The organism is Streptomyces spongiae (assembly GCF_009377185.1).
In the GTDB taxonomy this organism is placed as follows: domain Bacteria; phylum Actinomycetota; class Actinomycetes; order Streptomycetales; family Streptomycetaceae; genus Streptomyces; species Streptomyces spongiae.
This window is the reverse complement of sequence record NZ_VJZC01000887.1, coordinates 1-2,853: the sequence shown is the minus strand read 5'-3', so window position 1 is coordinate 2,853 and position 2,853 is coordinate 1. Positions and strand designations below refer to the sequence as shown.

General features: G+C 66.9%; 2 protein-coding genes and 1 pseudogene. All 3 read right to left on the bottom strand.

The window, feature by feature from the left end:
* Window positions 1-40: 40 nt before the first annotated feature.
* On the bottom strand, window positions 41-679 hold the full coding sequence (locus FNH08_RS48235) for a discoidin domain-containing protein (protein ID WP_407704601.1): 639 nt from the start codon (window positions 677-679) through the stop codon (window positions 41-43).
* Between the two features lie 467 nt (window positions 680-1,146).
* Entirely contained in the window at window positions 1,147-1,962 is an 816-nt protein-coding gene (locus FNH08_RS48230) for a substrate-binding domain-containing protein (RefSeq protein WP_228034830.1), read from the bottom strand.
* 66 nt (window positions 1,963-2,028) lie between these two features.
* A pseudogene (locus tag FNH08_RS54290) lies at window positions 2,029-2,145 on the bottom strand (LacI family DNA-binding transcriptional regulator); the annotation flags it as partial.
* Window positions 2,146-2,853 lie beyond the last annotated feature (708 nt).

The window sequence follows — 2,853 nt, the reverse complement described above, 5'->3', positions numbered from 1 at the left end:
TCTCGGCGACGATGACCGAGGTCACCGGCAGCCCGCCGCCTCAGCGGCCGGTGGCCGTTCCGTGGACCTCGAAGCGGGAGAGGGCGTATCCGCTCGATGTCGCGCCGGTGGTGGCGTACATCCTGATGTAGCGGCCCTTGCCCGAGACGGTGAGATCGTCGGTGCCGCCGGTTCCGGCCGAGATGGAGTGGATCGTCTTCCAGGTCGAGCCGTTCGTCGAGGTCTGGATCCGGTATGCCTTTGCGTAGGCCGCCTTCCAGTCGAGGGTCACGTGGTTGATGGTGTACGACTTGCCCAGGTCGACGGCGATCCACTGCGCGCCGCCGGTCTTGCTGGACCATCCGACGCTGCCGTTTCCGTCGACCGCTCCTACCGCCGGGTAGCTGGGATCGGTGGTGGACGCGGTGACCGTCTTGCAGCGGGCAATGTCGGTGGTAGGGGTCTTGGCGGGCTGGCGGGTGGGGATCCGCAGGGTCGATCCCGGCTTCACTGTTTGCACGGATCCGCAGGCGACGGTGACGGGCAGGGCGGCGCCGGAGCGCAGATGCACTTCGGTCGTGTCCGGCCCGACGTCGAGGTCGAAGGTCCTGCCCTGCCACTTCAGTCCGGTGAGGTCGACGCCGGGCAGCTGCGGTGGCAGCGACGGGTCGATCTCGAAGGCGTTCGTGCCCCAGCGCAGGCCGGTGAATCCGTACAGGAACTGCTGGAGGTAGCCGCCCTCAGCGGTGGTGAAGGTGAACGCGCCCCCGGTACGAGTCTCGTGGAACTAGTCGAAGGGGTCCGTGACGAACGGGTCGGCGCTGCGTCGCATGTAGGTGTAGGCCGAGCAGCCCGCGGACCCGATCTTGGAGCTGTCGATGGAGGCGATCGCGTCGCTCATCGACGGCCCGGGGGGGGTCGGTGACCTTGGCGTAGTAGTCCAGGTTGTTCTGTGCCAGGGTTGTAGTTCTTTTCGCCGATGTTGATCGGTTCCTGGGTCCCGCTGCGGGGTCACTGGCTCGTCCACTACAACACCCGCCGCCGACACTCCGCCAACCACCACCTCAGCCCATACGCATACGAACGCCGACACCACGCGGCCAAGCCCACGCTCGCCGCGTGATCAACGAAGCGTGTCCACCATCACGGGGGAAGGCCCGTGGGGGATCACAGGGGTACGGTGCTTTCCCGGACCACGAGGGTGGGCCGGAGCAGGACCTGTTCGGCCTTGGCGTTCGGGTCCTTGAGCCGGTCGAGGAGGAGGCGCATGGTGTGTCGTGCGACCAGTTCCAGTGGCTGGGCGAGGCTGGTCAATCCCGGGTCGACAAAGTGTGCGCCGACGCTGTCGTCGAATCCCACGACGCCGACGTCACGGCCGGCGGCCAGTCCCCGCTCCCGGCACGCTCGGAGCGCACCGATCGCGATCGTGTCGCTGACGCACACGAATCCTGTCGGCGGCGTCTTCCTGTCGAGGAGTCGGCCGGCGAGTTCCCGGCCCGTGCTGATTTCGTCGGGCCCGCGGGCCGCGAGATCACGGGTCGAGAAGCCGTGTGAACGCATGGCGCGGCGCCAGCCCGACTCCCGGTCGTCCCCGAACCCGCTGGGCCCGTCCCAGCCCAAGTAGGCAATGCGCCGGTGACCGCATTCGGCGAGATGGTCCACGGCCTGCTCCATACCGGCGGCGCCGTCAACGTCGACCCACCACGTGTCCGACATGGGATGACCCCAGGGGCGCCCGAAGGAGACGAAGGGAATGCCGCGTTCGCGCAGGAAGGTGATACGAGGGTCGTGGTCCTGCGTGGAAGTGATCACGAAGCAGTCGACGGTGTTCGTGCTGAAGATCTCCTGGATGACCTGGATCTCTTCCTCGTCGGTGGCGGCGGGATGGCAGTAGACCGCGTGGTCGGCTCGGTGTGCCGCTACCGAGAGTTCGTAGAGATAGCTCGCCCATACCCCGCCCGACTGACCTTCGGTGGTCGGCAACAGCCGAAAGCCCACGGCTCGCGGAGACTGCGTTCGCAGTGAACGCGCAGCCTGGTTGGGTCGGTAACCCAACTCGTCGACCGCTTTGAGGACCCGCCGCAAGGTCGTTGGGCTGAGACGGTCCGGGGAGTTCAAGGCGTAGTGAACGGTCTGCTTGGAAACTCCCACCCGCGCCGCCACCATGGCCATGGTCGGCCTTGGCGACCCGGACGTTCCCTCAGCGGCTGGCCTGCGGCCGCGCGGCGGAACCGAAGGTTGATCGGTAAAACCCATTCGCTCATTCTGGTGGGCAGGAAACGCGACAGTCAAGGACGTTCGCTCCGCCCGCCCGTATCGTCGCGCCGATCAGGGCCGCAGGATCGCTGGGGGCTGTCGTCATGCGTCCCCCGGGTGTGTCATGCGTATGCCTCGCGCCGCAGAGAACACCAGTGACCTGGGGGAAGATCCGCGAAGTGGTCAGGGGGCATGCCGGGCCCCTCTCGATGACGCCCCAGTGCGGGCGGCGCTGCGACGGTCACCGTCACGTTCATGCAGACCTCTTGACTTGCTGTGGCAAACACCCCTACGGTCCCCGTTTTATCGGTAACACAGAAGTTATATCGATGACACCGAGGGCCCGCGAACCTGCGCCCACAAGCTCGACCAGGCGCCGTGACGCGGCGAAACGATCAAGGGCTGCTCTACGGCGACGTACCGTCAGCGGAAGGGACGACTGTGTTCAGAAGCAGGAATGTGATCAAGGAGGCGGCTGCCGCCGCTACTCTTGACCGCCGCAACATCCTCAAGGCGGGCATGTTCGCCGGTCTCGGTCTGGCCGCTGCGCCCGCGCTTGCGGCATGCGGCGGTGGCTCCGCGGGGAGTGGGCCTGGACTGAAGTGGGCGGGTTGGGAC